Source organism: Stenotrophomonas sp. YIM B06876, assembly GCF_030711595.1.
Taxonomy (GTDB): Bacteria; Pseudomonadota; Gammaproteobacteria; order Xanthomonadales; family Xanthomonadaceae; genus Stenotrophomonas.
Window position 1 is genome coordinate 1 of record NZ_JAUJUJ010000029.1, and the last position, 26715, is coordinate 26715.

At 67.5% G+C, this 26715-nt stretch carries 23 protein-coding genes, 1 other RNA gene and 1 pseudogene; 19 read left to right on the plus strand and 6 right to left on the minus strand.

All coding sequences use genetic code 11. The features are described from left to right. From QZH66_RS11480 to QZH66_RS11495, 4 genes and pseudogenes are all read right to left on the minus strand, one after another. Window positions 1-226 (minus strand): FAD-binding protein (locus QZH66_RS11480; RefSeq protein ID WP_305806076.1); only part of this gene is annotated, 226 nt, incomplete at its 3' end. 74 nt (window positions 227-300) lie between these two features. After that, window positions 301-684 (minus strand): YraN family protein, encoded by a 384-nt coding sequence (locus QZH66_RS11485; protein WP_305806077.1) that lies wholly within the window; start codon window positions 682-684, stop codon window positions 301-303. Continuing rightward, on the minus strand, window positions 674-1186 hold the full coding sequence (locus QZH66_RS11490; protein ID WP_345783844.1) for a penicillin-binding protein activator: 513 nt from the start codon (window positions 1184-1186) through the stop codon (window positions 674-676). The genes QZH66_RS11485 and QZH66_RS11490 overlap by 11 nt, the downstream gene beginning before the upstream one ends. A gap of 44 nt (window positions 1187-1230) precedes the next feature. Beyond that, window positions 1231-2639: pseudogene (locus tag QZH66_RS11495) on the minus strand (penicillin-binding protein activator); the annotation flags it as partial. Between the two features lie 72 nt (window positions 2640-2711). Here QZH66_RS11495 and rsmI point away from each other — a divergent pair. After that, window positions 2712-3554: a 16S rRNA (cytidine(1402)-2'-O)-methyltransferase gene (rsmI, locus tag QZH66_RS11500; protein WP_305806107.1), complete on the plus strand. Its 843-nt coding sequence runs from the start codon at window positions 2712-2714 to the stop codon at window positions 3552-3554. 125 nt (window positions 3555-3679) lie between these two features. Further along, window positions 3680-4052, plus strand: an RNA gene (gene rnpB / locus QZH66_RS11505) — RNase P RNA component class A. A gap of 129 nt (window positions 4053-4181) precedes the next feature. On the opposite strand, the gene QZH66_RS11510 is transcribed toward rnpB, so the two are convergent. After that, entirely contained in the window at window positions 4182-4967 is a 786-nt protein-coding gene (locus tag QZH66_RS11510; RefSeq protein ID WP_305806078.1) for an NRDE family protein, read from the minus strand. 325 nt (window positions 4968-5292) lie between these two features. Between QZH66_RS11510 and mraZ the strand changes: the two genes are divergently transcribed. From mraZ to lpxC, 15 genes are all read left to right on the plus strand, one after another. Further along, the gene (gene mraZ / locus QZH66_RS11515; protein ID WP_305806079.1) at window positions 5293-5739 is read left to right on the plus strand and encodes a division/cell wall cluster transcriptional repressor MraZ; all 447 of its coding nucleotides are present in this window, start codon (window positions 5293-5295) and stop codon (window positions 5737-5739) included. Window positions 5740-5753: 14 nt separating this feature from the next. Then, window positions 5754-6719 carry a 16S rRNA (cytosine(1402)-N(4))-methyltransferase RsmH gene (gene rsmH, locus QZH66_RS11520; protein ID WP_305806108.1) on the plus strand — a complete coding sequence of 322 codons (966 nt, stop codon included), beginning with the start codon at window positions 5754-5756 and terminating at the stop codon, window positions 6717-6719. Beyond that, on the plus strand, window positions 6719-6982 hold the full coding sequence (gene ftsL / locus QZH66_RS11525; protein WP_305806080.1) for a cell division protein FtsL: 264 nt from the start codon (window positions 6719-6721) through the stop codon (window positions 6980-6982). The genes rsmH and ftsL overlap by 1 nt, the downstream gene beginning before the upstream one ends. Beyond that, the gene (locus QZH66_RS11530) at window positions 6979-8829 is read left to right on the plus strand and encodes a penicillin-binding transpeptidase domain-containing protein (RefSeq protein ID WP_305806081.1); all 1851 of its coding nucleotides are present in this window, start codon (window positions 6979-6981) and stop codon (window positions 8827-8829) included. Before ftsL ends, QZH66_RS11530 begins: the two co-directional genes overlap by 4 nt. Next, window positions 8826-10310, plus strand: coding sequence for a UDP-N-acetylmuramoyl-L-alanyl-D-glutamate--2,6-diaminopimelate ligase (locus tag QZH66_RS11535; RefSeq protein ID WP_305806082.1), 1485 nt, complete (start codon window positions 8826-8828; stop codon window positions 10308-10310). Before QZH66_RS11530 ends, QZH66_RS11535 begins: the two co-directional genes overlap by 4 nt. After that, on the plus strand, window positions 10307-11701 hold the full coding sequence (murF, locus tag QZH66_RS11540; protein WP_305806083.1) for a UDP-N-acetylmuramoyl-tripeptide--D-alanyl-D-alanine ligase: 1395 nt from the start codon (window positions 10307-10309) through the stop codon (window positions 11699-11701). Before QZH66_RS11535 ends, murF begins: the two co-directional genes overlap by 4 nt. Further along, window positions 11691-12776, plus strand: coding sequence for a phospho-N-acetylmuramoyl-pentapeptide-transferase (gene mraY / locus QZH66_RS11545; RefSeq protein WP_305806084.1), 1086 nt, complete (start codon window positions 11691-11693; stop codon window positions 12774-12776). The genes murF and mraY overlap by 11 nt, the downstream gene beginning before the upstream one ends. Beyond that, window positions 12776-14086 carry a putative lipid II flippase FtsW gene (gene ftsW, locus QZH66_RS11550; protein ID WP_305806085.1) on the plus strand — a complete coding sequence of 437 codons (1311 nt, stop codon included), beginning with the start codon at window positions 12776-12778 and terminating at the stop codon, window positions 14084-14086. Before mraY ends, ftsW begins: the two co-directional genes overlap by 1 nt. Then, the gene (gene murG, locus QZH66_RS11555) at window positions 14083-15177 is read left to right on the plus strand and encodes an undecaprenyldiphospho-muramoylpentapeptide beta-N-acetylglucosaminyltransferase (RefSeq protein ID WP_305806086.1); all 1095 of its coding nucleotides are present in this window, start codon (window positions 14083-14085) and stop codon (window positions 15175-15177) included. Before ftsW ends, murG begins: the two co-directional genes overlap by 4 nt. A gap of 43 nt (window positions 15178-15220) precedes the next feature. Then, a complete protein-coding gene (gene murC, locus QZH66_RS11560) occupies window positions 15221-16657 on the plus strand; it encodes a UDP-N-acetylmuramate--L-alanine ligase (RefSeq protein WP_305806087.1) in 1437 nt (478 codons plus the stop codon). Beyond that, window positions 16654-17622 (plus strand): D-alanine--D-alanine ligase, encoded by a 969-nt coding sequence (locus QZH66_RS11565; protein WP_305806088.1) that lies wholly within the window; start codon window positions 16654-16656, stop codon window positions 17620-17622. The genes murC and QZH66_RS11565 overlap by 4 nt, the downstream gene beginning before the upstream one ends. Beyond that, window positions 17619-18350: a cell division protein FtsQ/DivIB gene (locus QZH66_RS11570; protein ID WP_305806109.1), complete on the plus strand. Its 732-nt coding sequence runs from the start codon at window positions 17619-17621 to the stop codon at window positions 18348-18350. Before QZH66_RS11565 ends, QZH66_RS11570 begins: the two co-directional genes overlap by 4 nt. Next, entirely contained in the window at window positions 18347-19582 is a 1236-nt protein-coding gene (ftsA, locus tag QZH66_RS11575; protein ID WP_305806089.1) for a cell division protein FtsA, read from the plus strand. The genes QZH66_RS11570 and ftsA overlap by 4 nt, the downstream gene beginning before the upstream one ends. Before the next feature lie 196 nt (window positions 19583-19778). After that, window positions 19779-20999: a cell division protein FtsZ gene (ftsZ, locus tag QZH66_RS11580; RefSeq protein ID WP_305806090.1), complete on the plus strand. Its 1221-nt coding sequence runs from the start codon at window positions 19779-19781 to the stop codon at window positions 20997-20999. A gap of 295 nt (window positions 21000-21294) precedes the next feature. Continuing rightward, window positions 21295-22206: a UDP-3-O-acyl-N-acetylglucosamine deacetylase gene (gene lpxC / locus QZH66_RS11585; RefSeq protein ID WP_305806091.1), complete on the plus strand. Its 912-nt coding sequence runs from the start codon at window positions 21295-21297 to the stop codon at window positions 22204-22206. A 200-nt stretch (window positions 22207-22406) separates the two neighbouring features. Here lpxC and QZH66_RS11590 read toward each other — a convergent pair whose 3' ends face one another. Continuing rightward, the gene (locus QZH66_RS11590) at window positions 22407-22844 is read right to left on the minus strand and encodes a DciA family protein (protein WP_305806092.1); all 438 of its coding nucleotides are present in this window, start codon (window positions 22842-22844) and stop codon (window positions 22407-22409) included. A gap of 12 nt (window positions 22845-22856) precedes the next feature. Between QZH66_RS11590 and QZH66_RS11595 the strand changes: the two genes are divergently transcribed. Beyond that, the gene (locus QZH66_RS11595) at window positions 22857-23807 is read left to right on the plus strand and encodes a M23 family metallopeptidase (RefSeq protein WP_305806093.1); all 951 of its coding nucleotides are present in this window, start codon (window positions 22857-22859) and stop codon (window positions 23805-23807) included. A gap of 153 nt (window positions 23808-23960) precedes the next feature. Beyond that, complete coding sequence (secA, locus tag QZH66_RS11600; RefSeq protein ID WP_305806094.1) at window positions 23961-26696, plus strand: preprotein translocase subunit SecA; 2736 nt, start codon at window positions 23961-23963, stop codon at window positions 26694-26696. The last annotated feature ends 19 nt before the right edge of the window (window positions 26697-26715 follow it).

The window sequence follows — 26715 nt, forward strand, 5'->3', positions numbered from 1 at the left end:
CGGTGCCGGCGCCGCGGGCGACCAGCGGCACGCCGTATTCGCGGCAGGCGCGCACCAGTGCCTGCACCTGCGCGCGGTCGCCGGGCAGGGCCACCCCCACGGGCAGGGCATGGCGCCAGGAGTTGTCCTGCGCATGCGCTTGCAGCGTGGCGGCATCGGTCCGCCAGCCCTCGCCAAGCAGCTGGGACAGGGAGTGGTCGAGCGCGGCGGGCAGGGGAAGGGTCATCGCCCTATTGTAGGTGGGGTGGTTCAGGCCGTTGCCACCCGCGGCCGACGCCGTCGCGCTCCCATGTCCGGACATCAGCAGTCGTCGGCGCGGAAGGCGTCGCGGATCCAGTGCAGCTGCGGCGGCTCGCCAGTGGCCTCGATCACGTCGAAGCGGCAGGGCGTTTGCGCATGTTGCGGATGGGCGGCGAGGAACAGCTGCGCGGCGTGCACCAGACGGCGGCGTTTGCGCACATCGACCGAAGCGGCGCCGCCGCCAAACGCATCGGAGCGGCGGTAGCGCACCTCGACGAACACCAGCATCGCGCCGTGGTGGCCGTCGCGTTCCAGCATCACCAGATCCAGCTCGCCACCGCGGTAATTCGCGTTGGCGGCCACCGGTTGCAGGCCGGCGCGTTGCAGGTACTGGCGCGCGGCGGTTTCCACCGCTGCACCGAGCTGCCTGCGGTCAACGCCCATCGGCGACCGGCGCAGGCCGGCCGCCGCTGAAAGCGGACCATGCCGGGGTGCGCAGGATGTTGCCGAAGCCGTCCAGATACAGCATGCCGGTGGCACCGGCCAGGCCGCCATCGCTGGCGCTGGCCAGCTTCTCCAGATAGGCGGTGATGCGCCAGGCATCGAAGCCGAAGGCGAACAGGCGCCCGGCGGCACCGCGCGCCGTGGCCAGCGTGGCGGCAACGGTGCTGGCCGCGGGCAGCCCGCTGACGCCGCGGGTGGTCCAGGCTTCACTGGGGAAAGCGATGCCATCGAGCGCGGCATCCTCGTCCACCTTGCCGGTGCCGGAGGTCAATTGCGAGGTGCCGACGCGGCTGGCGCCGCCCAGGCCGGCCAGGGCCAGCTGCGGCGCCAGCGCCCGAGCCTGGTTGCCCTTGATCGCGAGGAATACCGCATCGGCACCGCCCGCCGCGCGCAGCTGCGCGCCGATATCGGCGGGATTTTCGCCGACCGACACGCTGGCCACGACCGTGCCGCCACGCTCGCTGAAACGCTGCTTGAAGGCGGCGNGAGGTCAATTGCGAGGTGCCGACGCGGCTGGCGCCGCCCAGGCCGGCCAGGGCCAGCTGCGGCGCCAGCGCCCGAGCCTGGTTGCCCTTGATCGCGAGGAATACCGCATCGGCACCGCCCGCCGCGCGCAGCTGCGCGCCGATATCGGCGGGATTTTCGCCGACCGACACGCTGGCCACGACCGTGCCGCCACGCTCGCTGAAACGCTGCTTGAAGGCGGCGGTGGCGCGGCGGCCGTTGTCGTCGTTGCTGCCGATCACCAAGGCATGGCGGCGTTCGCGCGCCAGCAGGTATTCGGCGGCCATGATGCCGTCGTCTTCCGGCGCCAGCGAAAAGCCGGCACTGCCGGAGGGCGGCGCGTCCTTGCCGCGATTCAGTGCCAGCACCGGCACCGGCAGCTGCTCGCGATGGAACAGCGCATCCACTTCATCCCGGCCCAGCGGGCCGACCACAAAATCGGCGCCGCTGGCGACCGCCTTGTCGTACGCGGCGCTGGCGCCGGTCGCGGTGCCGCGGGTATCGATGAACTCCAGCTCGGGGCGGCGCCGGTTTTCGCCGTAGTAGGCGGTCAACAGGCCATCGCGAACCGGGGCCGCGGCGGTAGCCAGGCTGCCGGTCAGCGGCAGCAGCACCGCCAGCTTCACCGGCGGCCGGTAGCCGTCGCGATCGGCCGGTGCGCGGTTGGCGGTATCCAGCTGCCATTGCGCATCACGCTCGAACGGCCGCGGCAGCGGCAGGCCGCGGGCGATCAGGGCGCGGCCGGCATGGTTGTACAGCGGATCCCCGGCGGGCAGCGCCGCGGTACGGCTGCGCAGGGTGGTGTCGTCCAGGCCTGCAAGCAGGCGGGTGATCGCGCGCTGGTTGTCGCTGCGCGCCGCACCGCTCAGCAGCGCGGCGGCACGGGCGCGGGCGGCGGCGGCATTGAACAGGTCCCCGCCTGCTTCCAGCGCCTGGGCGCGCGCCAGTTGCCAGCGCGCCTGCAGTGGCGGCGGCAACAGTTGCGGGTTTTCGCCCAGGGCCTGCAGGGCCTGCAGGGCCTGCAGGGCCTGGGCCGGTTGCTTGTCGGCCAGTGCCAATTCGGCGCTGAGCAGATTGAAGCGCAGCCGGCTCGGGCCGCTCAACTGCCGCGCCTGCACCTGCGCCATCAGCGAGCGGGCGCGGGCGCTGTCGCCGGCTTCGTGCCAGGCAAACGCGGCATCGGCCAGCAACGACATGCGCTGTGCGCCGCGCACCAGATTGGCCTGGGCTTCCAGCTGCTGGGCGGCCTCGCGCGGCTTGCCCTGTTCCAGCAATGCGATGGCCGCTTGCTGGGCCGGCGAACTGCTCGGCGCAACGCTGGTCGTGGCACAGCCGACGAACAGCAGCATTGACAATGACAGGGCGGAAATCCGTGCGACTGGCTTGTTCATTTGAGGTCCGTTCGACAGGGCGCGGCAGTGCCGGGCTGGGGAAACGGTACGATTCTACCCTTGACCATGGAAATGCCGCTGATGAGTCCTGCCGCCGCCATCCTGTATGTCGTTGCCACGCCGATCGGCAATCTGGGCGATCTCACGCCGCGTGCACAGGCGGTATTGAAGTCGGTGGCCGCGATCTGCGCCGAGGACACCCGCCACACGCGGCCGCTGCTCGCCCATTACGGCATCGACAAGCCGCTGGTGGCGTTGCACGACCATAACGAGGAAGCGCTGTCCGCGCGCATTGTCGAGCGACTGCGGGCCGGCGAGTCGCTGGCGCTGGTCAGTGATGCCGGCACGCCGTTGGTGAGTGATCCCGGTTTCCGGCTGGTGCGCGCCGCCCGTGCGGCCGGGATCCAGGTCAGCCCGATTCCCGGCGCGTGCGCGGCGATCGCGGCGCTGTCGGTGGCCGGCCTGCCCAGCGACCGCTTCGCTTTCGAGGGGTTCCTGCCGGCCAAGTCCAGCGGCCGGCGCGAACGCCTGGCCCGGTTGGCCGGCGCCACCGCCACGCTGGTGTTCTACGAGTCCTCACACCGCATCGAGGAGTCGCTGACCGACATGGTTGCGGTGTTCGGCGGTGAGCGCCCGGCGGTGGTGGCGCGTGAGCTGACCAAGCTGTTTGAAACCGTGCTCGACGGCACCCTGGACAGCCTGCTGGCGCAGGTGCAGGCCGATCCCAACCAGCGCAAGGGCGAGTTCGTGGTGATGGTGCAGGGCGCGGTCGATGACGAAGCGGCGCAGATCGCCGAAGGCCGCCGCCTGTACGCCAAGCTCAGCGAGCACCTGCCACCGTCCACGGCCGCCAAGCTGGCGGCCGAGCTGAGCGGGGCACCGCGCAAGGCGCTGTACGGCCAGTCCAGTTCCTGACCACGGGGGCTTCCGTCGGTGGCCGGGCGACGCGGCTTCAACGGCGCGACAGGCAATGAACCGCGCCGTGGCGTGGGGCGGTTTCCCTGCGGCGGCTGCGGGGCTTGTGTCACAATGCGCGCGGCGGAGTCGGCCAGACAGTCGCGTCATTCCTTCGGGAATGCCGAGGAAAGTCCGGGCTCCACAGGGCAAGGTGCCAGGTAACGCCTGGGCGGCGCAAGCCGACGGAAAGTGCAACAGAGAGATACCGCCGAACGCTCCTGTCATTGCCGCAAGGCTGAGGCAGGAGGCGTGGTAAGGGTGAAATGGTGCGGTAAGAGCGCACCGCGAGTCTGGCAACAGACCGGCACGGCAAACCCCACCTGGAGCAAGACCAAATAGGGACCTAATGGCGTGGCCCGCGTCGGGTCCGGGTAGGTTGCTTGAGCGTATCGGTGACGATGCGCCTAGAGGAATGACTGTCCACGACAGAACCCGGCTTATCGGCCGGCTCCGCCACTCTTCCGCCCGCCCGCCGGAAGGCCCGCCCTGGCGCCGGGGCTTGCCGGCTCCCCGCTGCTGTTGCGGTGCCACTGGCCTGGGAAGGTGCCGGTCGGCGCCGGCAAGGAGGGGGTCAGCGCCCCGGCGTTATCTGCAAGGCGCTTCCGTGCCGCCGCCGGGAATCTCCACCCGGGTTTCACCCAGAGCCGCGCCGTCCGCGCCAAAACGGCGCTCATGGATGAAGCCGGCGCCGCTGTGGTCGATGGCGACGAGCGTGCTGGCGCGGGTGCCGTAGTCGTGGCCGCGGATGAACGCCGATGACAGGCGCCGTTCCAGATCCAGGTCGATGCCGGTGTCGGGCAGCTCGACATCCGCCGCAACGGTTTCATCGGCCAGCGCGTCCCACAGCGGATCGAATGCCGCGCCTGCGCCGTCCAGCCAGCCGGCCAGTGCCGCCATCAATCGACGGGTCTTGGGCCAAGGCGCATCGAGGGCGCCGTTGGACATGCCATGCAGGCCCGGTGCCAGCGCCAGGCGGTGCAGCGGGTGGTTGCCCAGGAACTGGCAGCTGTCGGCATCGGCCAGCACCAGGTTGAACGGCGGGTATTCCGCCGCGCGGTCGGCCAGGACCTGGGTGTAGATCCCGGCGCTGCTGTGGCCGGCCAGATAGTCGGCCACCAGCTGGCCGCGTGACGGGCCCGAGGCGCTGGCCAGCGGGTCGCGGAAATTGGTCACCACGCCGGCGCGGCCATCCACGCTCGCCCCGACCCAGGTGCCGCCCGAGCGCAGGTCGCGCCCGGCGATGACGCGGCCGGTGTTCGAATCCCACGGCTGCAGCGCGGCCGCGGGACGGGCATGGAATTCGTCACGGTTGCCCGCCATCAGCAGGCGCCAGCGCGGGTGGGTCTTCCAGGCGAGAGCGACCAGGCACATGCGGCCAGTGTGCCGGGTTGCGCAGGCGACGGCCATGCGCGGCCGGTAATCGATGAATGTGGGGGCGTAATTTCACGCCTTCTCCACGGGCCTGAATTTCAGCGAAATATTAAAATCCCAGATGAAACAGACACTTGTGGATAAGCCTTGAACAACTCTCTAAACATCAGTGCAAGCTATTGATGCCAATGGCGATTTTCGGCCTGCAAAGTTGTTGACAAGCCTTGGGGCACTGCTAAGGTGGACAAAAGAGGGGAAACCGGGGTTTTAGTGGTTTTTCATGGTTCAATAACCTCCCAAGCAGAATCGGACAGGTGCACACGTCGTGTTTCAGGGTGAGACGGCCATCACGGTGGATGACAAGGGGCGCATGGCGGTTCCCACCGCGTATCGCGACCTTGTTGCGCGCGCCAGTGGCAATCGCCTTGTGCTGACCTACAACCCGTTCGAGGCCGGGTGCCTGTGGCTGTATGCCGAACCGGAGTGGGAGCGGGTGCGCGATGACGTGATGGCCAAGCCCAACACCCTGAAAGTGGTGCGCACGTTGCAGCAGAAACTGGTCGGTTCGGCGGCCCATCTGGAACTGGACGGCAACGGCCGCATCAGTCTCCCCGCCAGCCATCGCCATGCGGTGGCCATTGAGAAGAAGGCAGTGTTGATGGGTATGGGTGACAAATTCGAATTGTGGAGCGAGCAGGCTCATCGCGCATTGATCCAGCAGACATTGTCTGACGGGGATCTGGGCGATGGGTTGCTCGATCTGAAGTTGTGAGCCGGGGTGCCCGGGTGCGCGGTCAAGCGCAGGCCGGCCACCTTCCGGTGTCACAGCCGCCGGCGGCGCATCTGCCGGTGCTGTACACGCAGGTCCTGCAGGGCCTGAAGGTGGCCGAGAACGGAACCTATCTCGATGGCACATTCGGCCGCGGCGGTCATGCCCGCGGTGTGCTGCAGCAGCTCGGTCCCGGCGGACGGCTGCTGGTGATGGACAAGGATCCCGAGGCGATCGCCGTGGCCGAGCGCGACTTCGCGCCGGATCCGCGCGTGGCGATTTTCCGTGGCAGTTTTGCCGACCTGCTGCACTGGGATGCGACCGCCGCCGGGCTGGACGGGGTGCTGTTCGACCTGGGCGTGTCGTCACCGCAGCTGGATGTGGCCGAGCGTGGCTTCAGCTTCGGCAAGGACGGCCCGCTGGACATGCGCATGGACCCGGACTCGGGCGAAAGCGCGGCGCAGTGGGTGAATCGTGCCGAAGAGCGTGAGATCGCCGATGTGCTGTTCAACTATGGCGAAGAGCGCCAGAGCCGGCGCATCGCCCGCGCCATCGTCGCGCGCCGTGAGAAGCAGCCGTTCACCCGCACCGCTGAACTGGCCGATGTGATCGCCGCGGTGATGCCCCGCGGCAAAGACAAGATCCACCCGGCCACGCGCAGCTTCCAGGCCATCCGCATCCATATCAACCGCGAGCTGGCCGATCTGGAAGCCGGGCTGGACGCGGCGATGGCGCGGCTCAAGCCGGGCGGACGGCTGGCGGTGATCAGTTTCCACTCGCTGGAAGACCGCATCGTCAAGCAGTTCATGAACCGCCATGCCAAGGCGCCGCCGAGCAATCGCCGCCTGCCGGAGCTGGCCGCGTTTGTGCCGACGCTGGATCTGGTGGGCGGCGCGATCAAGGCCGACGAAGACGAGCTGGCGGTCAATCCGCGCTCGCGCAGCGCGGTGTTGCGTGTGGCGCAGAAACGGGAGCAGGGCTGATGAGCCGCCTGCTGTTGATCGTGTTGCTGGCCTGCACTGTCGCTTCGGCGATCGGTGTGGTGTTCATGCGCCATCGTCATCGGCAGCTGTTCGTGGAACTGTCGCGGCTGGAACACGCCCGTGACGAGCTCAACATCGAATTCGGTCGCTTGCAGCTGGAGCAGGCCACGCTGGCGCAGGCCACGCGGATCGACCAGGAGGCCCGTGGCCGCTTGGGCATGAAGTTCCCCGAAGCAGCCGACATCGTGGTGGTGCGGCCATGAACGTGAGCAAGTCCGGCCGCAATCGTCCGCGCAACAGCTTCAGCCTGCGCAACCGGCTGTTGTGGGTAGGCGTGGGCCTGGGGCTGTGTTCGGTGGCGCTGGTCGGCCGGGCCGCCTACGTGCAGTTGATCAACAGCGATTTCTACCAGCGTCAGGGCGAAGCGCGTTATCTGCGCGAAGTGCCGATTGCCACCTCGCGCGGCATGATCACCGATCGCAATGGCGAGCCGGTGGCCGTTTCCACGCCGGTGGCCTCGATCTGGGTCAATCCGCAGGAGCTGCTGCGTGCACCCGAGCGCATTCCGGAGTTGGCACAGGCGTTGTCGCTGCCGGCCGACGAGCTGACTTCCCGGCTGTCACAGAAGGCCGACAAGGAGTTCATGTACCTGCGCCGCCGCATCAATCCGGATGTGGCCGAGCAGGTGGTGGCGCTGAAGATTCCCGGGGTGTTCTCGCAGCGCGAGTTCCGTCGTTACTACCCGCAAGGGGAGGCGATGGCGCATGTGCTGGGCTTCACCAATATCGATGACCGCGGCCAGGAAGGGCTGGAGCTGGCGTTCGACAGCTGGTTGAGCGGCAAGCCCGGCGCCAAGAAGGTGATCCGTGACCGCAAGGGCGCGATCGTGGAAAGCATCGACCTGGTGCGTGCCGCCGAGCCGGGCAAGGACCTGACGCTCAGCATCGATCGCCGTATCCAGTTCCTGGCGCTGAAGGAGCTGCGTAACGCGGTAACCGTCAACAAGGCCGCCGGCGGCTCGATCGTGGTGATGGATGTGGCCACCGGCGAGGTGCTGGCCATGGTCAACCTGCCCACCTACAACCCCAATGCGGTCGCCGGCGCGGCGCCGGATACGCGTCGCAACCGCGCGGTGACCGATCTGGTCGAACCCGGCTCGACGATGAAACCGCTGACCATCGCCAGCGCGCTGCGGGCCGGTGTGGTCACGCCGACCACGGTGATCGACACCAATCCGGGCTTCATGACGCTGGGCCGCTACACGATCCGCGATGTGCCGCGCAACAACGGCGTACTCGACGTGACCGGGGTGATCACCCGCAGTTCCAACATTGGCGCGGCCAAGGTCGTGGCCAGGATGTCCGACCAGGTGTTCTACGATTCGATCCGTGATTTCGGCTACGGCATCGCCCCGCACAGTGGCTTTCCGGGCGAATCCGCCGGCGTGTTCCCATCCCCGGCGCGCTGGAGTGGTCCGTCCAAGACCACCATGTCCTACGGCTATGGCATCTCGGTGACGCCCTTGCAGATCGCGCAGGCGTACGCGGCGCTGGGCAATGGCGGCAAGCTGATTCCGCCGACCTTCGTCAAGGGCCAGCGCAATGAATCGCGTCAGGTGCTGGACGAGGCCACCGCGCGGGAAGTGGTGCGGATGATGGAAACCGTGGTCACCCAGGGGGGCGCCAAACAGGCGGGCATCCTCGGCTATCACGTGGCGGGAAAAACCGGCACCGCGCGCAAGAACGGCCCCCGCGGCTATGAGCGCGGTCACTACAACCTGTTGTTTGCCGGTGTGGTGCCGGCGACCAATCCGCGCTTCGCCACGGTGATCGTGATCAACGACCCGCAGGGCGGCCTGTACTACGGCGGCCTGGTAGCCGCGCCGGTGTTCCACCATGTGATGGAAGGCGCGCTGCGGCTGATGGACGTACCGCCGGACGATATCCAGTCGTGGTTGACCGCGCAGGCCTCCGGCAAGCTGGGACATTCGGCCACGGTATTGCCGACGCCCGCCGAGGTGGTCGATGTGCCCACGGCCGCGGCGGAATTCGAGGCCGCCGTGCCGACCGTCAGCGCCGCCCCCGCTGCCGCGACGGAGACACGGCAATGAGCCGGTCGATGCCGCTGTCGCAGCTGCTGCCGGAGCTGGCCCTGGCGCACGATCCGCAGATCAGCGGGCTGGTGCTGGACAGTCGCGCCGTGCGCCCGGGCGATGCGTTTGTCGCCATCGCCGGTTTCGGCGCCCACGGCCTGGGCTTTGTCGAACAGGCAAAAGCGGCCGGTGCCAGCGTGATCCTGTTCGAGCCGCCGGCGCCTGCCGAATTGCCGGCGCCGGCCGACGCTATCGCGGTGCCGGGCCTGCGCGCGCGCATGGGGGCGATGGCCGACCAGTTCCACGGCCAGCCGTCGCGGGCCATGACGATGGTGGGCGTGACCGGTACCAACGGCAAGACTTCCACCGTGCAGCTGCTGGCCCAGGCGTGGCAGTTGCTGGGGATCAGCAGTGGCAGCATCGGCACCTTGGGGGTCGGGCTGTATGGACAGGTGCAGCCCACCGGTTTCACCACGCCGCTGGTGCTGCAGATGCATGAAGTGCTGGCGCAGCTGCGCGATGGCGGCGCACAGGCGGTGGCGATGGAAGTCAGTTCGCATGCGCTGGACCAGGGCCGCGTGGATGCCGTGCACTTCGATGTGGCGGTGTTCACCAATCTGACCCGCGACCATCTGGACTACCACGGCGACATGGCCGGTTACGGCGCCGCCAAAGCCAGGCTGTTCCAGCGCGACGGCCTCACGGCCGCGGTGCTCAATCTGGACGATGCCTTCGGGCGCGAGCTGCTCGCCACCTTGGCCCCGGCGGTGCAGGCCATCGGCCTGAGTTCGACCGGGCAGGCGGGCGCCAGCGTGCGCGCCGGGAACCTGCTGCTGGACGGGCAGGGCATCGGCTTCGATCTGCTGATCGAGGACACGCGCCACGCCGTGCGTTCGCCGCTGCTGGGCCGCTTCAACGTCGACAACCTGCTGGCGGTGGCCGGTGCGCTGCATGCGCTCGGTCAGCCGGCAGCGACCATTGCCGGGGTGCTGGGCCGGTTGCAGCCGATCCGCGGCCGCATGAACCGGCTTGGTGGCCAGGGCGAGCCCGTTGTGGTGATCGACTATGCCCATACCCCCGATGCGCTGGAGCAGGCGCTGCGCAGCCTGCACGGCCATCGCGCCGCCCGCCTGCTGTGCGTGTTCGGCTGCGGGGGCGAACGCGACCGCGGCAAGCGCCCGCAGATGGCGGCCATTGCCGAACGGCACGCCGACGTGGTGTTCGTCACCGACGACAACCCGCGTGGCGAAAACGGTGACCTGATCGTGGCCGACATCATGGCCGGCTTTGCCGATCCGGCGCAGGTGCACGTGCAGCGCGACCGCGCGCGCGCCATCGGCGCGGCGATCGCGCAGGCCCGGCCTGGCGACATCGTGCTGGTCGCCGGCAAGGGCCACGAGCCGTACCAGGAGATTGCCGGCATCCAGCACCCGTTCGATGACACCGACGTGGCCGCGCGTGCGTTGCAGGCACGTAGGGCCGCAGGAGAACAGCCATGAAGCGTACGCCGTTGTCGCTGATCGCGCACTGGGCCGGCGGTGAGGTCCATGGCGAGGATGTCAGCGTCGATGCCATCGGCACCGACACCCGCGTACTGGCGCCGGGCAGCCTGTACGTGGCGTTGCGCGGCGAACGGTTCGACGGCCATGATTTCGTCGCCGACGCCATCGCACGCGGCGCCGATGCGCTGCTGGTGGAGGTGTTGCAGGACACCGCACTGCCGCAGATCGTGGTGGCCAGTGCCGAGCTGGCGCTGGCCCGTATCGCCGCGGGTATGCAGCGCGACCGCGCCACCCGGGTTTTCGCCATCACCGGCAGCAATGGCAAGACCAGTGTCAAGGCGCTGCTGCTGGCGATTCTGCAGCACGCGGTGGCGGCGCAAGGCGGCCAGGTCTATGCCACCCCGGGCAACCGTAACAACGAGATCGGCCTGCCGCTGGCCGTGATCGACGCCCCCGAAGATGCCGATTACGCCATCTACGAAATGGGCGCCGGCAAGCCCGGCGATATCGCCTACCTGACCGGGATTGTCCGCCCGCACCATGCGCTGGTGAACAACGTGGCCGCCGCGCACCTGGAGCGGATGGGCAGTTTGCTGGGGGTGGCGATCACCAAGGGCGCGATCTATGCCGCGCTGCCCGGCGACGGGGTGGCCGTGATCAATGCCGACGATGCGTTCGGGCTGTGGTTCGAGCAGCACTTCATCGGCGCACCGGCCCGTTGCCGGCCGCTGCGCTTCGGGCTGGAGCATACGGCCGACGTGCGGGCGCTGCAGATCGTGGCCGACGCGCAGGGTTCGCGTTTCGTGCTGGCCACGCCCGCCGGCGAGGCCGCGGTGCAGCTGCAGCTGCCGGGCCGGCACAACATCCTCAATGCGCTGGCGGCCGCTTCGCTGGCGCTGGGCGCCGGAATCGGGCTGTTGCAGGTAGCCGAAGGTCTGGCCCGGGCGCGGCCGGTGGCCGGTCGCCAGGTGGCATATACGCTGGCCAATGGCGCGGTGCTGGTGGATGACAGCTACAACGCCAATCCCGGTTCGCTGGCGGCGGCAATCGAGGCGCTGGCCGCCAGCCCGGAGCAGGGCTGGCTGGTGCTGGGGGATATGCGCGAACTGGGGGTGGATGCCGGGCCGCTGCATGCGCAGGCCGGCCGCAGCGCCCGCGAGGCGGGGCTGAAACGCCTGTACACGCTGGGCGAACTCAGTGCCGCCGCTTCGACCGCGTTCGGCGAGGGCGGCCGCCATTTCGACAGCCACCAGGCGCTGGCACAGGTGCTGGCTGCTGAACTTCATGCTGGTGTGCGATGCCTGGTCAAGGGCTCGCGCGGCAGCGCCATGGACAAGATTGTGAGCGCGCTGTTGGCGCGCGGCGAGGAGCCACCCCATGTTGCTTGAACTGAGCCGTTGGTTGCAGCAGCTGGAGAGCCTGTTCGGGCTGTTCGGCTATCTCACCTTCCGCGGCATCCTTGCGGCGTTGACGTCGCTGTTCCTGTCGCTGTGGCTGGGCCCGGCGGCAATCCGCCGGCTCGGCCAGCTCAAGGGCGGCCAGCCGATCCGCACGGATGGTCCGCAGTCGCACTTCTCCAAGGCCGGTACGCCGACCATGGGTGGCGGCCTGATCCTGACCACGGTGCTGCTGTCGGTGCTGATGTGGGGCGACCTGCGCAACCGCTATGTGTGGCTGGTGCTGGCGGTGATGGTGTGCTTCGGCGCGATCGGCTGGTATGACGACTGGCTGAAGATCGTGCGCCGCGACCCGAACGGGTTGAAGTCGCGCTGGAAATACCTGCTGCAGTCGATCTTCGGCCTGGCCGCCGGCCTGTTCCTGTTCTACACCGCCGATGTGCCGGCCGCGTTGACCTTCTACATTCCGATGTTCAAGGCGGTCGCGCTGCCGCTGGCCGGCGTCAGCTTCGTGGTCATCGCCTACCTGTGGATTGTCGGCTTCTCCAACGCGGTCAACCTGACCGATGGCCTGGACGGGCTGGCGATCATGCCCACCGTGCTGGTGGCCTGCGCGCTGGGCGTGTTCGCCTATGCCTCGGGCAACGCGGTGTTTTCCAGCTACCTGCAGATCCCGCAGATTCCCGGGGCCGGGGAGCTGGTGATCATCTGCGCCGCAATTGCCGGAGCCGGGTTGGGCTTTCTGTGGTTCAACACCTATCCGGCGATGGTGTTCATGGGCGATATCGGCGCGCTGGCGCTGGGCGCGGTGCTGGGCACCATCGCGGTGATCGTGCGCCAGGAGCTGGTGCTGGTGATCATGGGCGGCGTGTTCGTGATCGAGACGCTGTCGGTGATGATCCAGGTGGCCAGCTTCAAGCTGACCGGCAAGCGCGTGTTCCGCATGGCGCCCATCCACCACCACTTCGAACTGAAGGGCTGGCCGGAACCGCGGGTGATCGTGCGCTTCTGGATCATCTCGGTGGTCCTGGTGCTGGTCGGACTGGCGACGTTGAAGGTGCGCTGATGAACGACTTCTCGCGCCAGGCAACCCGCCTCGAAGCCATCGGTGGCCACTACGACAAGTGGCTGCTGGGCGCCGCCATGGCACTGGCTTCGCTCGGGGTGGTGATGGTGGCTTCCAGCTCCATCGCACTGACGCAGAATCCCTTCCATTACCTCACCCGCCATCTGGTCTTCCTCGCCATCGGTGTGGGACTGGCGGCAGTGGCCATGCGCATCGAACTGCGCGATCTGGAAAAGCACAACCAGACGCTGTTGCTGGGCTGTTTCGCGCTGCTGGTGGTGGTGTTCGTCCCCGGCCTGGGCAGCAGCGTCAACGGCGCCCGCCGCTGGATCAACCTGGGGGTTTCCAAGTTCCAGACCGTGGAAGCGGTCAAGGTGCTCTACATCGTCTGGCTGTCGAGCTACCTGGTGCGTTTCCGTGACGAGGTCAACGCCACCTGGCCGGCAATGCTCAAGCCGCTGGGCGTGGCCGGGGGACTGGTGCTGCTGCTGCTGCTGCAACCCGACTTCGGTTCGTCCACGCTGCTGCTGGCGATCACCGCCGGCATGCTGGTGCTGGGCGGGGTCAATCTGCCGCGGATGGCGACGCCGGTGCTGGCGGGAATCGGCGGCATGGCGATGCTGGCGATCTTCGAGCCGTACCGCATGCGCCGCATCACCTCGTTCTGGGACCCGTGGGCCGACCAGCTGGGCTCCGGCTACCAGCTCAGCAACGCGCTGATGGCCATCGGCCGTGGCGAGTGGACCGGCGTCGGGCTGGGCGCTTCAATCCAGAAACTGAACTACCTGCCTGAAGCGCATACCGATTTCATCTTCTCGGTGATCGCCGAGGAACTGGGGTTTGTCGGAGTGTGTCTGGTGCTGGCGCTGTACGCGCTGCTGGTGGGGCGCGCGCTGTGGCTGGGCGTGCGCTGCGTGGAAATGAAGCGCCACTTCTCCGGCTATATCGCGTTCGGCATCGGCCTGTGGATCAGCCTGCAGAGCTTTGTCTCGGTCGGCGTGAACCTGGGCATCCTGCCGACCAAGGGCCTGACTTTGCCGTTGATCTCCTCCGGCGGTTCCAGCGTGATGGTGACCTGCGTGGCGATGGGACTGCTGCTGCGCGTGTCCTACGAATACGACCGCGCGGTGCGCCGCCAGGCGGTGCGCGCGGACTTTGATGCCGCCGTGCCGGTGGAAGCAGGCGCCCCGATCGACGCCCCTGCGCCGGCACCCGCCGCCGCGATGGCCGCGGCGCTGCCGGAGGGCGCGGCACGCGGTACCAGCCGCATGCAGTCGCGGGTTGAGCCGACGTTCGGGAGGTTGGCATGAGCACCCCTCACGCCGCTGAAGGTCCGCGTCCGGTGATGATCCTGGCCGGCGGTACCGGTGGCCATATTTTCCCGGCATTGGCGGTGGCAAAAGTACTGCGCGCGCGCGGTGTGGCCGTGACCTGGATGGGCGCGGCCGGCGCGATGGAAACCCGGCTGGTGCCGCAACACGATATTCCGCTCGATACGCTGGCCATCGGCGGGTTGCGCGGCAAGGGCAAGCTGGCCCTGCTGGGCGCGCCGGTGCGGGTGCTGCGGGCAATCCGCAGTGCCGGGTTGCTGATGCGCGCGCGCAATCCGCGTGCCGTGATCGCCTTCGGCGGCTTTGCGTCCGGGCCGGGCGGCATTGCCGCGCGCCTGCACCGCCTGCCGTTGCTGGTACACGAACAGAACCGGGCACCCGGCCTGACCAACCGCGTCCTGGCGCGTTTCGCGCGACGCCTGCTGACCGGCTTCCCGGGCAGCTTCAGCGAACGCGAAGAAGCGGTGGGCAACCCGGTACGCAGCGAAATTGCCGCGGTGACCGCGCCGGCCGGGCGTCTGGCCGGCCGCAACGGTCCGCTGCGGCTGCTGGTGCTCGGTGGCAGCCAGGGCGCGCGGGTACTGAACAACGCCGTGCCCGGGGCCATCGCGGCGTTGGCCGGCAGCATGCCCATCGACGTCTGGCACCAGTGCGGCGAGAAGCTGCACGGCGAAGCGGTGCAGGCCTATCGCGACGCCGGCGTCGAAGGTCGCATCGATGCCTTTATCGCCGACATGGCCGCAGCCTACGCCTGGGCCGACCTGGTGGTGTGCCGCGCCGGCGCCTCCACCCTGGCCGAGCTGTGCGCGGCGGGCGTGGGCGGCGTACTGGTGCCGTTCGCCGCGGCGGTCGACGACCACCAGACCCGCAATGCCGAATACCTGGTCGAGCGTGGCGCCGCCGTGCTGCTGAAGCAGGACGACGCGCTGGCCGCCAACCTGCAGGGCGTGTTGCGCGACCTGGGGAACCACGCCGACCGGCGCCTGCAGATGGCGCAAGCCGCGCGGGCGCTGGCCAAGGTCGATGCGGCCGAACGCATCGCCGACATCATTCTTGAGGAAGCCGTATGAACAGTGCATCGCGCCAGTGCGCCTGCCGCACCCGGGGTCGCGCATGATCCGCCGCCTGCATGACACCACCGACCTGGTCCGCGCGTTCCCGCGCGTGCATTTCGTCGGGATCGGCGGCACCGGCATGAGTGGCATTGCCGAAGTGATGCTGACCCTGGGCTATGACGTCTCCGGGTCGGACAATGCCGACAATGCCGCCACCCGCCGCCTGGCGCGGCTGGGTGCGCGGGTGATGCGTGGCCACTCCGCCGCCAACGTGCTCGGCACCGACTGCGTGGTCGTGTCCAGCGCGATCCGCGAAGACAATCCCGAGCTGATGGAAGCGCGCAGCCAGCGCATTCCGATCATGCCGCGCGCGGCGATGCTGGCCGAACTGATGCGCTTCCGCCGCGGCATCGCCGTGGCCGGAACCCATGGCAAGACCACCACCACCTCGCTGACCGCCGCGGTGCTGAGCGAGGGCGGGCTGGATCCGACCTTCGTCATCGGCGGCCAGCTGCTGGCCGCCGGCGCCAACGCCAAGCTGGGTGGCGGGCAGTGGCTGGTGGCCGAGGCCGATGAGAGCGATGGCAGCTTCCTGCGGCTGAATCCGCTGGTGGCGGTGATCACCAATATCGATTCGGATCACCTGGAAAACTACGGCAACGATTTTGCGCGGGTGCAGGCGGCGTTTGCCGAGTTCCTGCAGCGGCTGCCGTTCTACGGGCTGGCGATACTGTGCATCGACGATCCGGAAGTGGCTGCGCTGGCGGCGCAGACCCCGCGCCATGTCATGAGCTACGGCTTGGGCAGCCATGCCGACGTGCGCGCCGAGGACGTGGTGCAGGAAGGTGCGCGCATGCATTTCACCCTGCGTCTTCCCGAAGGCAGCAGCCACCCGGTGACGCTGGCGCTGCCAGGCAAACACAACGTGCTCAACGCGCTGGCCGCCGCGGCGGTGGGTTGGCAGCTGGGGGTGGCCCCGGAGGCGATTGCGCGCGCGCTGGAAGGTTTTGCCGGCATCGGCCGCCGCTTCAACGATCTGGGGATCGTCACCACCCGCAGCGGTGCCAGGGTGCGGCTGATCGACGATTACGGCCACCATCCGCGCGAGCTGGAGGCGGTGTTTGCCGCGGCCCGCGGCGGCTGGCCGGCGCAGCGCCTGGTGGTGGCGTTCCAGCCGCACCGTTACAGCCGTACCCGCGACCAGTTCGACGCGTTTGCCGCGGTGCTGTCGGAAGTCGACGCGCTGGTGCTGTGCGAGGTCTATCCGGCCGGTGAGGCGCCGATCCCGGGCGCGGACTCGCGCGCGCTGGCCCGTGCCATCCGGGCGCGGGGTCGCAGCGAGCCGGTGGTCGTGGGCCAGACCGCCGAGCTGTCCGCGGTGTTGCCCGATGTGCTGCAGGACGGCGATCTGCTGCTGCTGATGGGCGCCGGTGACATCGGCGCGGTGGCCCAGCTGATCGCCACCGAAGGATTCCAGGAGGCGACGGCCGAATGAGCCCGCACGCCTTCCCGCCGCTGCGCACCACCGATCCGGCCGCGTTTGGCCGGGTCGCCGTGCTGCTGGGTGGAACCTCCAGCGAACGCGAAGTCTCGCTCGACTCCGGCCGCAACGTGCTGCAGGCGCTGCACGCGCGCGGCGTGGACGCGAGCGCGGTGGATGGCATCGCGGCGCTGGCGACGGGCCTGGCGGCAGGCCGCTTCGATCGCGTGTTCAACATCCTGCATGGCCACAATGGCGGCGGTGAGGACGGCATCGTGCAAGGCCTGATGCAGGCCTTCGGGGTGCCGTACACCGGCTCGGACGTGCTCGGATCGGCATTGAGCATGGACAAGATCCGCACCAAGCAGGTGTGGCTGTCGCTGGGCTTGCCGACCCCGCGCTATGTGCGCCTGGCGGCGGGTGACGATGTCCATGCCGCCGCCGCGGTGCTCGGTCTGCCGGTGGTGGTCAAGCCGGCCAATGAAGGTTCCAGCGTCGGCATCAGCCGGGTGCTGGAACCGGCGCAGCTGGACGAGGCGGTGGCGCTGGCCACCCGCTATGACGGCCAGTTGCTGATGGAGCAGATGGTGATCGGCGACGAGCTGACGGTGGCCATCCTTGGCGATGTGGCGCTGCCGTCGATCCGCATCGTGCCCAGGGGCCAGTGGTACGACTACCACGCCAAATACCAGGCCGAGGACACCCAGTACCTGTGTCCCGGGCTGGAAGGTGCGGACGAGATCGAGATCGGGCGCATTGCGCTGGCCGCGTTCCAGGCCGCCGGGTGCCGCGGTTGGGGACGGGTGGATGTGATGCGTGATCGCAGCAGTGGCCAGTTCCACCTGCTGGAAGTGAACACCGCGCCGGGGATGACCAGCCATTCGCTGGTGCCCAAGGCCGCACGTCAGGCCGGCATCGGTTTCGAGGAGCTGGTGTGGCGGGTACTGGAGCAGACACTGGCATGCGGGGCGGCGCGATGAATGCCTTGCTGCGCATCCTTGCCTGGTTGCTGGCGATCGCGCTGGTCGCCTCGCCGCTGGTGGCGGTGCTCAACGGCTGGGTCGGCGCCGAGCGCTGGCCGCTGGCCACGTTGCGGGTGAACGGCGAATTCAAGCGGGTTCCGGCCGAAGAACTGCAGCAGGTGGTGCTGCCGTATGCGCGCGCCGGTTACTTCGCGGTCAAGTTGCAGGATGCCCAGGACGCGGTGGAGAAGCTGCCGTGGATTGAAAGCGCCAAGGTGCGCAAGCAGTGGCCCGATGTGCTGGAAATCAGCGTGGTCGAGCACAAGCCGTTCGCCCGCTGGGGCAAGGATCGCCTGCTGTCCGAACAAGGCCATCTGTTCGCGATTCCGCACGGGCTGGAAGACGCGCCGTTGCCGCAGCTCGATGGTCCCGATTCGCAGACCGCCGAAGTGGTCGCGCTCTACAACGAATCGCGCGCGCTGTTCGCACCGGCCGGTGTCGATGTGCGCAGCGTGGTGATGGATGCGCGCGGCAGCTGGTCGCTGGCGCTGGACAACGGCATCGAGATCGTCATCGGTCGTGACGATGCCCGCTCACGGTTGTCGCGCTTTGTGCGGGTGTTGCCGCAGCTGGTCAGCCAGCAGGCCCCGATCGTGCGCGCCGATCTTCGCTACACCAACGGTTTCACGCTGAGCCGGGGTTCCCCGGCCGCCGTGGCGCCGAAGCAGACGCAGGACAGGACATGAATCGCAAGGGTGACAAATCACTGATCGTCGGACTGGATATCGGCACCTCCAAGGTGGTGGCGCTGGTCGGCGAATATTCGCCGGGCAGCCCGATCGAGGTCATCGGCATCGGCTCGCACGAATCCCGCGGGCTCAAACGCGGCGTGGTGGTGGACATCGAATCGACGGTGCAGTCGATCCAGCGCGCGGTGGAAGAAGCCGAGCTGATGGCCGGCTGCGAGATCCGTTCGGTCTACGCCTCCATTTCCGGCAACCACGTGCAGTGCCGCAACTCGCAGGGCATCACCCCGATCCGCGAGGGCGAGGTGAGCTGGGGCGACCTGGACCGGGTGCTGGAAGCGGCCAAGGCCGTGGCCATTCCCGCCGACCAGCGGATCCTGCATGCGATCCCGCGCGAATACGTGCTCGATGACTCGCAGGAAGGCATCCGCAATCCGGTCGGCATGACCGGCGTGCGCCTGGAGGTGCACGCGCATCTGGTGGTGTGCGCGCAGTCGGCCGCCGCCAACATCAGCAAGTGCGTGCAGCGCTGCGGCCTGCAGGTGGACGATCTGGTGCTGTCCTCGCTGGCGTCCAGCGTGGCGGTGCTGACCGCCGACGAGCGCGAGCTGGGCGTGGTGCTGGTCGACATGGGCGCCGGCACCACCGACATCGCGGTGTTCGTGCAGGGCGCGATCTGCCATACCGCCTCGCTGCCGATCGCCGGCGACCACGTCACCAACGACATCGCGCACATGCTGCGCACGCCGACCCCGGAAGCCGAGCAGATCAAGGTGCGCTACGCCTGCGCGCTGGCCCAGCTGGCCACCGCCGAGGAAAGCATCCAGGTGCCGTCGGTCGGCGACCGTCCGCCGCGTCGGATGCCGCGCCATTCGCTGGCGCAGGCGGTGCAGGGCCGTTACGAGGAGATTTTCGAGATGGTGCAGGCCGAACTGCGCCGCTCCGGTTTCGAGGAGCTGGTGCGGGCCGGCATGGTGCTGACCGGCGGCGCCTCGAAGATGGAAGGCGTGGTCGAACTGGCCGAAGAAATGCTGCAGATGCCGGTGCGGGTGGGCATTCCGCAGCATGTCACCGGGCTGGGTGAAGTGGTCGGCAATCCGGTACATGCCACCGGCGTCGGTCTGCTGCTGATGGGCAGCCAGATCGAACATCCGCGGCGGCCATCGCTGCCGACCGGGCGCGCCGGCAGCATGTTCAAGAAGTTGAAAACCTGGTTCCGCGGTGAATTCTGAGGGCGGTACCGGGGCAGGGCGGCAGGGCAAGACGAAGTGCAGTAAACGCGGTCATTGAGTCAGGCAACAACCACCGGTGACGGGCTGACGCTCCGAGCTGGAAAACCAACAACAACTCGCCGGTGCGGACGGACAGGGAAGGAGAACGGATCTCCCGAATGGACCAGCCAATCACGGCAATAGAGAGGACATGGACATGGCGCATTTCGAACTGATCGAGAAGATGGCACCCAATGCGGTGATCAAGGTGGTGGGCGTGGGCGGCGGCGGCGGCAATGCCGTGGCGCACATGGTCAACACCAGTGTGGAAGGCGTGGAATTCATCACCGCCAACACCGATTCGCAGGCCATCAAGAATTGTGGGGCCAAGCTGCAGCTGCAGCTGGGTACCAATGTCACCAAAGGCCTGGGCGCCGGTGCGAATCCGGAAGTCGGCCGCCAGGCGGCGCTGGAAGACCGCGAGCGCATCATGGACGCGCTGCAGGGCGCGGACATGGTGTTCATCACCGCCGGCATGGGCGGTGGTACCGGCACCGGTGCGGCACCGGTGATCGCGCAGCTGGCCAAGGAAATGGGCATCCTGACCGTGGCCGTGGTGACCAAGCCGTTCCCGTTCGAAGGCCGTCGTCGCATGCAGGTGGCGCTCAAGGGCATCGAAGAGTTGAGCCAGCATGTCGATTCGCTGATCACCATCCCCAACGAGAAGCTGATCACCGTGCTCGGCCGCAACGCCACCATGGTGCAGGCGTTCCGCGCCGCCAACGACGTGCTGCAGGGGGCCGTGCAGGGCATTGCCGATCTGATCGTGCGTCCCGGCCTGATCAACGTCGACTTCGCCGACGTGCGCACCGTGATGTCGGAAATGGGCCTGGCCATGATGGGCACCGGCACCGCCCGCGGCGATGACCGCGCCCAGGCCGCCGCCGAAGCCGCCATCCAGAATCCGCTGCTGGACGATGTGAACCTGGCCGGGGCCAACGGCGTGCTGGTCAACATCAGCGCCGGCACCGACATCACCATGAGCGAGTTCGACGAGATCGGCCGCACCGTGGCCGCCTTCGCTTCGGAAGATGCGACGGTGGTGATCGGTACCGTGATCGATCCGGACCTGGGGGACGAGATCAAGGTAACCGTGGTCGCCACGGGTCTGAACGCGGCCGTGTCCAAGAATGCCCAGCGTCCGGGCGAGCGTGCGCCGATCAAGCTGGTGCGCAACGCCACCACCGGGATGCCGGAGTTCGGCGATTTCGACAACAGCGGTGATGCCGTGGCCAAGGCGGTCGGCAACACCATGGGCATGGGCCTGCGTCGCCCGAGCAGCGATACCGCACCGGCCGCGGGAGCCGCACCGGCCACCGCGGAGCTTCCCAGCGACTACCTGGATATTCCGGCGTTCCTGCGCCGCCAGGCGGACTGAGCCGGAGTGGCGCGGTGACGGCAGCCGTGCCGGCCGCCAGGCCGGCAGGGATCCGTTGCCGGCCCGGTCACCGGTGAGGCAATGCCGGTGGGAATGAAAACGTCGGGGCTTGTCCTCCCCGGCGGGCAACACCATGTCCTTTGTTGCCGGGCCAGGAACGGCCCGGCAACATTTTCGCCACGGCGGCAACCGCGGCGGCGCAGCTCCGTTCCGCTCAAGGAGCGGCGTTACTGCGTGTTATTCTTGTTTGCCCCCGGTCGTGTAACGCGCGGCCCACACGGTTTTCGGCCTACCCATGATCCAGCAACGCACCCTCAAGAACACGATCCGCGCCACCGGCGTCGGCTTGCACAGCGGTGACAAGGTCTACCTGACCCTGCGCCCGGCACCGGTCGACCACGGCATCGTGTTCCGGCGCGTGGACCTGGAGCCGGCGGTGGATGTGCCGGCCAGGGCCGATCTGGTCACCGAAACCACGCTGTGCACCGGGCTGACCTGTGGCCCGGCCAAGATCCAGACGGTCGAGCACCTGATGTCGGCCCTGGCGGGGCTGGGCGTGGACAACGTGATCGTGGAGCTGTCTTCGGCAGAGCTGCCGATCATGGATGGCTCGGCCGGTCCGTTCGTGTTCCTGCTGCAGTCTGCCGGGGTCATCGAGCAGGGCGCGGCCAAGCGCTTCATCCGTATCCTCAAGCCGGTGGAAGTCACCGACGGTGACAAGGTCGCCCGCTTCGAACCCTACGAGGGCTACAAGCTCGGGTTCACCATCGAGTTCGACCATCCGATGATTCCGGCACGCCAGTCACGCGTGGAAATCGAGTTCTCGACGATGGCCTATACCAAGGAAATCGCCCGCGCCCGCACCTTCGGTTTCATGCGCGACCTGGAATACATGCGCGAGCGCAACCTCGCCCTGGGCGGCTCGATGGACAACGCGATCGTGCTCGACGAGTTCCGCGTGCTCAATGACGACGGCTTGCGTTACACCGACGAATTCGTGCGTCACAAGATCCTCGACGCCATTGGCGACCTGTATCTGGCCGGCGGCCAGGTGCTGGGGGCCTACGAGGGTTTCAAGTCCGGGCATGCGCTGAACAACAAGCTGGTCCGCGCGCTGCTGGCCGACCAGGCGGCCTGGGAATGGGTGAGCTATGACTCCCCGATCACCGGCGATCCGGTGGTCTACGGGCTGCCAGCCTACGCCTGAGCCGCCGTCTCCGCGGGAACGCGATTCCCGGGGGCGTGTCACGGAACTGTGAATACAACGCCGGTTCCTGGCCGGGTTTAGCGAAAAATTAACAAAATGCTAACTACTGCGCCACGGGTCACGGCTAGGATCCGTGTCGGCCTTCCGCTTGCCTGATCCGGTGAGCGGCGGAAACGGGAGCAGCATCCGCCTCCGTTGCCTCAGGAACGTTGGGGTTCGTCGTCCTGAAAGCATGCCAAGGCGTCACGCAATCCTCTGTGCGTGGCTGCCGACACTGCGTGAGACCTGCGCTGGTCTGTCTGCACTGGGGAGTGCAGTGGCGCAGTCGCAGTTTTGACGGTCACCTTGGTGACCTTCAGCCCGATGGAGCGGGCCGCGTCGAGCAGCTGGTTTTCGGCAAGCCTCACTTTGGCATGCCACACCGGTGAATCGACGAGAAAAACGAGGTGTTCGCCGTCCACATTGGCCAGCCGGCAACGGCTTCTCAGCGCGGGCGGCAAATGGGGGCGCAATTGCCGGTCCAATGCATCGAGCCACAGGGCGCGACGCAGCGGGTTTCCGGTTTTGTCCGCCATGACAGCTTCCAGCGCCGGCTTCGGCGCGGAAGGTGGACGAGCACTGGATTTCGGCTCAGACATAAGACTTTTTCAATGACATTCAAAAAGATCGTAATCAAAACGCGTGAAAGTCAGGCAAAGACGCCGCTCGCGCGTTTGCGTGTGTACTTCGAGGATCGCCCGGGTGCGTTGCTCGGCGGAGTTCTCGGATTGGGCTGCCTGTTGGGAATCGGCGCCAGTATCGGTATCGGCATGGTCGGTGATTCGGCGATGCAAGCCAAGCTCGCCAGACAGGACCTTGAGTTGCAGCAGGTCCGCAAGCAGGCCCAGACTGACGTCAATGCGCTGGCCGCCCGGCTCGGTGAACTGCAGGCCCAGGCCACCCGGCTCAATGCGCTGGGCGAGCGCCTGACCCAGATGGGCAAGCTGGAAGATGGCGAGTTCGACTTCAACGAGACCCCGGGCTTGGGTGAAGGGGAGCCGGGCCCGACCCAGGACATCCCGGTCAGCGCGGTCAACAGCGACTTACAGGTGCTGGAGCAGCGCTTCGTTGCTTCAGGCCGCCAGCTGTCGGTGATGGAATCGCTGCTGTTCGACCACCAGCTCGAGCAGAACGCGGTGCCTTCGCGCATGCCGATCCGCAACACCTACGTCACCTCCAACTTCGGTACCCGCAGCGATCCGTTCGGGCGCGGTGCCGCCACCCACAAGGGCATGGATTTCCACGCCCGGGTCGGCGATCCGGTGATGGCGGTGGCCGATGGCGTGGTCAGCTTTGCCGGGGTCAAGGGCGGCTACGGCAATGTGGTCGACGTCGACCACGGCAACGGCTATGTCACCCGCTACGCGCACAACTCCAGGCTGGTGGTGAAGCCCGGTGATCTGGTGCGGGCAGGGCAGGAGGTGGCCAAGGCCGGCTCCACCGGTCGTTCCACCGGCGCCCACGTCCATTTCGAAGTGTGGGAGCGCGGCAACGTGGTCAATCCGCGCAAGTTCCTCGGCGCGGGTGGCAATACGCCGGTCGGCCGCGTCAGCCGCGGTTGATCTTGCGGTGGGTGCTTGAATCGCCAAGCCCCCGCCCCAAGCTACAATAGGCGTTGCCATCGACAGGGCGCATTGCGCCCTGTTTCGTTTGCGGTAATCGGGTCCCGGGGGGAGTCGCTGCCGCACGGCATTTCATTCCAACCGGTTCCTTCAATGATCAACAGCCTGCTTACCCGCGTTTTCGGCAGTAGTAATGAACGCCAGCTGCGCCAGCTCACCCGTATCGTCGCCAAGATCAATGCCTTGGAGCCGGAAACCGAGAAGCTTTCCGATGACCAGCTGAAGGCCAAAACCGGCGAGTTCCGCCAGCGCGTCGCCAGTGGCGAAACCCTGGACAAGGTGCTGCCGGAAGCCTTCGCGGTGTGCCGTGAAGCCAGCCGCCGCGTGCTGGGCATGCGCCACTACGACGTGCAGCTGATCGGCGGCATGGTGCTGCATCTGGGCAAGATCGCCGAGATGCGCACCGGTGAGGGCAAGACCCTGGTGGCGACGTTGCCGGTCTACCTGAACGCGCTGGAAGGCAAGGGCGTGCACGTGGTCACCGTGAACGACTACCTGGCGCGCCGCGATGCCGCGCAGATGGGCAAGCTGTACAACTGGCTGGGCCTGAGCGTGGGCGTGGTCTACCCGGGCATGCCGCACAGCGACAAGCGCGAGGCCTATGCCAGCGACATCACCTACGGCACCAACAACGAATTCGGTTTCGACTACCTGCGCGACAACATGGCGCTGGCCAAGACCGACCGCTACCAGCGTGGCCTGCACTACGCCATCGTCGATGAAGTCGACTCGATCCTGATCGACGAGGCGCGTACGCCGCTGATCATTTCCGGCCCGGCCGACGATTCCCCGGAGCTGTACATCCGCGTCAACCGGATCGTGCCGCAGCTGGTGAAGCAGGAAGTCGAAGACGGCGAGGGCGACTACTGGGTCGACGAAAAGGGCAAGCAGGTGCATCTGTCCGAGGCGGGCATGGAGCACGCCGAAGAGCTGTTGCGCGGCGCCGGCATCCTCGGCGAGGACAATGACAACGGCCTGTATGCGGCGCAGAACCTGTCCGTGGTCCACCATCTCAATGCCGCGCTGCGCGCCCATGCCATCTACCAGCGCGACGTCGATTACATCGTGCGCGACGGCGAAGTGGTGATCGTGGACGAGTTCACCGGCCGCACCCTGGCCGGCCGGCGCTGGTCCGATGGCCTGCACCAGGCAGTGGAAGCGAAGGAAGGCGTGCCGGTCCAGCGCGAGAACCAGACGCTGGCGTCGATCACCTTCCAGAACCTGTTCCGCATGTACAAGAAGCTGTCCGGCATGACCGGTACGGCCGACACCGAAGCCTACGAATTCCAGAGCATCTACAACCTGGAAGTGGTGGTGATTCCGACCAACCGCCCGACCATCCGCAAGGATTCGCCGGACCAGGTGTTCCTCAACCGCCAGGGCAAGTTCAACGCGGTGCTGGCCGACATCGAGGAATGCGCCAAGCGCGGCCAGCCGGTGCTGGTGGGTACCACCTCGATCGAAACCTCGGAAATGCTGTCCGAGCACCTGCGCAAGGCCGGCGTGCAGCACGAAGTGCTCAACGCCAAGCAGCATGACCGCGAAGCCACCATCGTCGCCAACGCCGGCCGTCCGGGTTCGGTGACCATCGCCACCAACATGGCCGGTCGCGGTACCGACATCGTGCTGGGCGGCTCGCTGGAAACCGAACTGCACGAGCTGGGCGAAGACATCAGCGACGAGCAGAAGGCCGCGGTCAAGGCCGCCTGGCAGGAGCGCCACGAGGCGGTCAAGGCGGCCGGTGGTCTGCATATCGTCGGTACCGAGCGCCACGAATCGCGTCGTATCGACAACCAGCTGCGTGGCCGTTCCGGCCGCCAGGGTGACCCGGGTTCGTCCCGTTTCTACCTGTCGCTGGAAGACAACCTGATGCGCATTTTCGCCTCCGACTGGGTGCAAAAGGCGATGCGCATGATGGGCATGAAGGAAGACGACGTCATCGAAGACCGCATGGTCAGCCGTCAGATCGAGAAGGCGCAGCGCAAGGTCGAGGCGCACAACTTCGACATCCGCAAGAACCTGCTCGACTTCGACGACGTCAACAACGACCAGCGCAAGGTGATCTACGCCCAGCGCGACGAGCTGCTGGACGCCGAGTCGGTCAAGGACAACATCGACGGCATCCGTGGTGATGTGATTTATGACCTGGTGGCGCGTTTCGTGCCGCCCAATTCGATCGACGAGCAGTGGGACCTGGCGGGCCTGGAAGCCACCCTGGCCTCGGAACTGGGCGTGGAGATGGCACTGACCGATCTGGTCAAGCAGCACGAGGAGCTGGACGCCGAGGCGATCGCGCAGAAGGTGCAGGCCGCCGTCGACGAGCACTTCGCGCAGAAGGAAGCCGGCGTCGGCGAAGAGACCATGCGCGCGCTGGAAAAGCACGTGATGCTGACCGTGCTCGACCAGAGCTGGAAGGAGCATCTGGCGCGCATGGACTACCTGCGCCAGGGCATCTACCTGCGCGGTTATGCGCAGAAGCAGCCCAAGCAGGAATACAAGAAGGAAGCCTTCGAGCTGTTCTCGGAAATGCTGGAGGACGTCAAGCGCGAGGTGGTGAACCTGCTGTCGCGGGTGCGCATCCGCAGCGAAGAGGAAGTGTTGGCGATGGAGGCGGCCGAGCGCCAGCAGGCCGAAGCGCGCCTGCGCATGTCGCAGTTCCAGCACCAGGACAATGGCGGCTACGGTGCCGACGAGGAAGCGGCGCAGGTGGAAGCGGCCCAGCTCGGGATCCCACAGGTCACCCGCGACGAGCCCAAGGTCGGCCGCAACGATCCGTGCCCCTGCGGCAGCGGCAAGAAGTACAAGCACTGCCACGGCCAGTTGAGCTGATCGCGCGCTAGCGCAATCG